At 71.9% G+C, this 5,839-nt stretch carries 5 protein-coding genes; 1 reads left to right on the top strand and 4 read right to left on the bottom strand.

Annotated features, from left to right (window positions below; all coding sequences use genetic code 11):
* Positions 1 to 166: 166 nt before the first annotated feature.
* Both D7X55_RS34485 and D7X55_RS34480 read right to left on the bottom strand, forming a co-directional pair.
* Positions 167 to 1,681 (bottom strand): FAD/NAD(P)-binding protein, encoded by a 1,515-nt coding sequence (locus D7X55_RS34485; protein WP_120546016.1) that lies wholly within the window; start codon positions 1,679 to 1,681, stop codon positions 167 to 169.
* Between the two features lie 128 nt (positions 1,682 to 1,809).
* Positions 1,810 to 2,646 carry a sterol desaturase family protein gene (locus D7X55_RS34480; protein WP_233610245.1) on the bottom strand — a complete coding sequence of 279 codons (837 nt, stop codon included), beginning with the start codon at positions 2,644 to 2,646 and terminating at the stop codon, positions 1,810 to 1,812.
* Between the two features lie 118 nt (positions 2,647 to 2,764).
* Here D7X55_RS34480 and D7X55_RS34475 point away from each other — a divergent pair, with 118 nt between their 5' ends.
* Positions 2,765 to 3,430 (top strand): TetR/AcrR family transcriptional regulator, encoded by a 666-nt coding sequence (locus tag D7X55_RS34475; protein WP_121725269.1) that lies wholly within the window; start codon positions 2,765 to 2,767, stop codon positions 3,428 to 3,430.
* Here the strand turns inward: D7X55_RS34475 and D7X55_RS34470 are convergent, their stop codons facing one another.
* On the bottom strand, positions 3,431 to 4,420 hold the full coding sequence (locus D7X55_RS34470; protein WP_121725268.1) for a sensor histidine kinase: 990 nt from the start codon (positions 4,418 to 4,420) through the stop codon (positions 3,431 to 3,433).
* Positions 4,421 to 4,647: 227 nt separating this feature from the next.
* The gene (locus tag D7X55_RS34465; protein ID WP_233610244.1) at positions 4,648 to 5,478 is read right to left on the bottom strand and encodes a hypothetical protein; all 831 of its coding nucleotides are present in this window, start codon (positions 5,476 to 5,478) and stop codon (positions 4,648 to 4,650) included.
* Between the last annotated feature and the right edge of the window lie 361 nt (positions 5,479 to 5,839).

Below are 5,839 nucleotides of genomic sequence, written 5' to 3'. Positions count from 1 at the left end.
CTTCAGGGCCATCGGGATGGGACTCCAGGAGGGGGGCCCGGAATGTCGCACGAAACGCCAGGGCCCTACAGCCTCCCCCCGGAGGCGCCGTCAGCTGGCGAGCAGGACGCCCACTCGCGCCTGTCAGGTCCGCTACCTGGCAGGCAGGTGTGGGTGACGCTGTCGCTCAAGGTGCGGCGGTGGAGGCCGCTTCGGACGTGGCGGTCCGGGACTCGCCCAGCCGGCGCAGGAGCAGGTCCGCCAGGTCGCGGGCCTGCGAGCGGATCTCCGGCACGGCGGTGGTCTCCCACAGGTCGCCCCGGCGCGTCGGGCCCAGGGTGAAGAGGTGGGGGGACGGCTGGCCGCGCGCGTCCAGCACCGCGCCGTCGGACGCCGTCGCCAGCCCCATGCCCAGCGCGTCCGGGCGGGCCTGGCCCGACTCCAGCAGGCCGCGCATGACGGGCTGGCCGCGCGAGGCCGGGTTCGACTCGGGGCCGGTGCAGTTGATGACGTGCTGCACGCGCAGCACCCGGGGCTCGCGCGCGCCCCGGGGGCGCAGGTGGACCGCCACCGCGTCCGGCTCCAGCTCGAAGCGCAGCACGTGGCCCGCGTGGAGCACCAGCCGTCCGTCGCGCCGCCACGCGTCCAGCACGTCGTGAATCTCCGGCGCCATGCGGTGGCGGTGCACCTCCCAGTACGCCCGCAGGTGGCGCAGGAAGCGCCGCCGCTCCGGCTCCGACAGCCGCTGCCACAGGGGCGTCGTCACCGGCCGCAGCGCGTCCACCGCCGCGCGCCAGTCCGCGCCCGCCGCCGCCTGCGCGTCCACCTCCTGGCGCAGGGTGCGCAGCACGTCGCGGACGCGCAGCGTGCTGAAGGGCACCACGTCCTCCGCGTCAGGGGACGCGGTCTCCGCGTCGCGACAGCGGTCCATCTCCCGGCGCACCGAGCGCAACAGCTCGCGGATGCGCAGGGGCTCCGCCGCCGCGGGCGTCTTCGCGCCGTGCGCGCGGTGCGGGTGCGGCAGCAGGCCGTGCCGCGACAGCGCGTGCACCGGGCCCTGGTGCCCGCGCTCGCCCAGCGACAGCACCGTGTCCACCATGGTGAGCGCCGTGCCGATGAGCAGCACCGACTCCCCGGAACCAATGCCCTCCAGCGCCCCGGCCATCCACGGCGAGCGGTGGTAGCGCGGGCTCGCGTACAGCCCGCCATCCGGCACGCGCAGGTCCGCGGGCAGCGCGTTGCCCAGCGCGAGCACCCCGCTGCGCGCCTCCAGGCGCTGGCCATTCGCGAGCGTCACCCGCACGCCGTCCGCCGTGTCCTCCACCGCCGTCACTTCCGCGCGCGGCGTCTCCAACCGGACGCCCGGCGCGGCGCGCGCGGCGGTGTCCTTCAGCAGGGACTCCAGGTACTGGCCATAGCGGCGGCGCTCGGCGAAGGCGGACGGCGGCGTGTCCGGCGACTCCACGCGCAGCCAGCGCACGAAGTGCTCCGGGTCGTCGACCCACGCGCTCATGCGGCCGGCCGGCACGTTGAGCAGGTGACGGGCGCTGGTGGTCGAGTACGCCACCCCCCGCCCCAGCCGCTCCCCGCGCTCCACCAGGGCCACGCGCAGGGGCGAACGGGCGCCCCGCAAGAGATTGGCCGCGAGCAGCGTCCCGCTGGCGCCCGCGCCGATGATGATCACGTCCTGCCGTGAGTGCACCGCCCGATTGTAGGTCCGGCCCCCCCGGATGCCATCCCTCCCGGGCGTCGTCTTCCGCCCGGACTGTCCGTCGGCCCACGGCCGCTGGCCCTCCAGGACCGCCGTGGGACGTCGGGGCGCGCCGGACCTCAGAGCGCCTGACGCGCCTCGGGCACCGCGGGGACGGAAGGGGCAGGGGGCGGCACCGCCAGCCGCTCTCCCATGCGCGTCAGCCCCTCGCCATCCCGGGCGCGCGCGTGCACCTGGGGATAGTCGGGGAACGCGGTGCCGAACCACCGGTCCAGCACCACGGTGTAGAGGCCATAGTGCCCCCGGTAGCGCGCATGGTGCAGCGCGTGGAACGTGGGGGTGAAGAGGACGCGGCCCACCCAGGACGTCACGAAGCGCTTGGGCAGCCACTCCGTGTTGCCGTGCCCGAACGCGTTGAGGACGTAGTTGGTCAGCATGTAGGCCAGCACGCCCACCTGCGAGCCGGGGAACAGGTGCATGGCCGCGAAGTGCATGCCCAGCCCGCCGCCCATCAGCACCACCCGCTCCACCACGGAGAACGACAGCGCGGTGAGCGGCTCCGTCACCTGCGCGACGTGGTGCTGCGCGTGGAAGCGGTAGAAGCGCGGCAGGTGCAGCAGCCGGTGCGTCACGTAGAACCAGACCTCGAAGCCCACGAACATCCACGCGTACGACCACAGCGCCGTGGAGAGGCTGAAGGGCCCGTACAGGGGGCCGGTGAAGGACCGGAAGGTCCCGATGAGCACCGCGTCCGTCAGCACCACGCCCGCCGCCGCCAGCGCCTCGCTGCGCAGCTGCCCCTGGGACAGCTCCCGCCGGTAGACCCGGAAGCGCGCCGCCCACCGCGTGCGCCACACCAGCCACCCGCCCACCACCGTCAGCAGCTTGAGCGTCCCCGAGATGAGCAGGACCCCCAGGAACAGCACCGGCAGCGACGGACTCTGAGGCAGCAGCATCAGCATCACGGACCTCCCCGGACACCCCATGGATAGGGCCCGTCCGGAGTTGTTGTCAACTTTGACAATAGTGTCCGTGCATTGAACGACGAAGCCCGGTGATTAGGATGTGCGGCTGATGGCAACCAAGCGTTCCCAGGGCCGCGCTCCGGCCCGGCGCAAGCGCCGCACCCCGGAGGAGGCGCGCGAGGCCATCCTCCAGGCCGCCGAGCCGCTGCTGGTGGAGCAGGGGCCGGACCGGGTGGGGCTGCAGGCGGTGGCGAAGGCGGCGGGGGTGAGCCACGCGCTCGTCACGCACTACTTCGGCACCTATGAGGCCCTGGTGCGCGAGGTGCTCCTGCGCCGCAACGAGCTGATGGTCGCGTCCTTCCGGGAGCAGCTGCTCGCGGCGGAGGCGCCGCCGGACGCAGGCCAGCTGCTGGAGCGCTTCTTCTCCATGGTCCAGCAGGGAAGGCACGGCCGGCTGATGGCCTGGGCGCTGCTCAGCGGCCGCGCCGAGCACATGCCGCTGGCCCCCGCCCAGGGGCTGCGGCTGCTGGCGGACGCGCTGGAGTTCCAGTCCGGCCGCGTGGCGGAGGCGCAGGGCACGCCGCCGCCGTCGCGCGACACCGTGGACATGACGCTCATCGTGGCGCTGTGCGCGTCGCAGTGGTTCATGCTCGCGCGCGAGATGCTGCTGCCCGTGATGGGCCACCCGGCGGACGCGGGCTCGGACGCGAAGTTCCGCGAGGTGCTGGGCGGGATGCTCCAGCGCTCGCTCGGGGTGAAGCCCCGCGAGGGCTGATCAGGTCCAGTCGGCCTGCGAGCGCTGCGCCTGCACGAAGGCGCCCGCCACCGGCAGGGTCACGCGGAAGACGCTGCCCCGGCCGGGCGCGCTCTCCATGGTCAGCGTGCCGCCCAGCGAGGTGACGATGCCATGGCACACCGCGAGCCCCAGCCCCGTGCCCACGCCCAGCGGCTTGGTGGTGAAGAAGGGGTCGAAGATGCGCTCGCGGTGCTCCGGCGCGATGCCGCAGCCGGTGTCGCGCACCTCCACCAGCACGTGGCCGGGCTCACCGGGACGCGCCACCACGCGCACCTCGTTGCCCTCCGCGTTGCCCGGGGGGATGGACTGCGCCGCGTTGAGCAGCAGGTTCAGGAACACCTGCCCCAGCCGCGAGCCGTTGCCCTGCACCGGCGGCACGCCTTCGCACTCCACCACCAGCCGCGCGCGGTGCCGCAGTTCGTGCATGGCCATCTTCGCGGCCGTGCGCACCACCGCGGCCAGTTCCGCGGGCCCGCTGCCCACGTCCTCCGCGCGCGACAGCGTCTGCAAATCCCGCACGATGAGCCGGATGCGCTCCGCGCCGTCGCGCGTCTCCGCCAGCGCTTCCAGAATCTCCTGCCGGTCCTGCTCCGACAGGCGCTCCTTCTGCTGCAGCTCCTGGTGGATGTACTCCAGGTTGCTCAGGATGAAGGCCAGCGGGTTGTTGATTTCATGACCCACGCCCGCCGCGATGCGCCCCAGCGCGATGAGCCGGTCCGCGAAGAGCAGCTGGGTCTGCGTCGCGTGCAGCTGCTCCAGGCTGCTGGACAGCTTCGCGTTGGCGGCCTCCAGCGCCGCGGTGCGCTCGCGCACCGTCTCTTCCAGGAGCCGGTTGTCCGCGCAGGGCGTCTCCACGGCGCACCGGGCCTGGGACCCGGGGCCGGGGCCCAGGCGCTCGAAGGCCTGACGGAGCGTGCCCCGCCGCCGCGCCATCACCGTCAACCGCCCGACCTTCGCTCGTAACGTCATCGCGGCCCGCTCCCACCCACACGTCCATCCGAGGCCGTCACCGTTCCTCGTGGCGGGGGTCCCCGACTTCGGGCGCGGCCTGCGGAGGACCATCCAACACCGCCGCCTCGTGCCCGGCAAGCTGTGCGCGAGTACGGGGTGACGTCGGGCCGACACCGCGCGGCTTCACATCCCAGCTGTCATTTTCCACTGGGAAATCCAGGCGCGCGCGGGCGGTACGTCGGGCTTCAGGCGCCGCAGTCCGCGCGGCAGCTGTCCGCGGTGTTGCCGGAGCCCGGCTTCTCGGTGAACTGGCAGACGCCGTCGCCGCAGCGGAACAGCTCCACCGGCTGCACGCGCGTGGTGATGACCGGGTACGTCTTCCCGTTGTACGTGCACTGCGTGTAGTAGGGCTTGCTCGGGTCGCTCTTCGTACAGAACTGCGCGCAGCTGCCAATGTTGGTGATGGGCGCGCAGGTGTCCGCCTTCAGCGTCAGGCCACACGCGCGCGTGGAGCTCTCCGCCGTGCTGAAGTCCCGGTCGCGCGCCGCGAACAGGCCCTCGTTCGCGAAGAGGTTGCCGAAGAAGCAGGCCTCCTTCTCGCTGAACAGCGAAAGCTCTTCCGCGGACCAGGCGACCTCCGCGCCCGACGCCGTGCGGCCCAGCGCGGACAGCGGGATGTGCATCCCGTACTTGTTCGCGTGCGCCGCCAGGCACGCGCTCACCACCTGCTGCTCCGCCACCGTCGCGGGCTTGCCGGAGGACCAGCCCGGCGCCAGCCCCAGGCTGCCCTGCCACGTGTAGCTCGTCCCCGTGGCCGTGGACTGGAAGGTGCGCGTCTCGCCCTCGGGCACCGCGCACTTCACGACGTACGCCATCACCATGGCCGCGTCCGCGTTCTGGTTGAACCAGTCGTTGAAGCTCGCGGTGGCCAGCCCGTTGAGCGTCATCCCGTTCAACGTCATCCCGTTCAACGTCATCCCGTTGAGGGTCATGCCGTTCAGGGTCATGCCGTTGTCCACCTGCTGTGCCTGATCCACCGACGCGAAGCGGGCCTCACTCGCGGCGTCCTCCGGCATCGCGCCGCAACCCACGAGGGCGATGAGCGCCCCCGTCAGCAGGACCGACGTCAGGGGTTTGCGTGAAGTGGTGGGGGTTGACCACTCGCTGCATCCACTACCAGGCCGAAAAGCAGGGGTGAGGCGCATGTTGGGGGCTCCCGCTCGGGGGTCGTCGGAGGTCCGACTTCCAGAATGTCAGGCAGTCCAGGCTTTCAGCCAGAAAGGTGCTGAAACTGTCAGACAGGGGAATCGTGACGGATTCAGGATCGGAAATAAATATGTCTCCGTCAAAAAATTATTTTGTGGGTCCAATTCGCACGGGGCCAGAGTAGGGCCGTGAAGGGCATGGAACCACTACCGAAGACATGTGTGTTGGGAG

This window comes from Corallococcus sp. AB049A (assembly GCF_003668885.1).
In the GTDB taxonomy this organism is placed as follows: domain Bacteria; phylum Myxococcota; class Myxococcia; order Myxococcales; family Myxococcaceae; genus Corallococcus; species Corallococcus interemptor.
The sequence above is the reverse complement of the archived record's forward strand: the minus strand, read 5'-3'. Positions and strand labels throughout refer to the sequence as shown.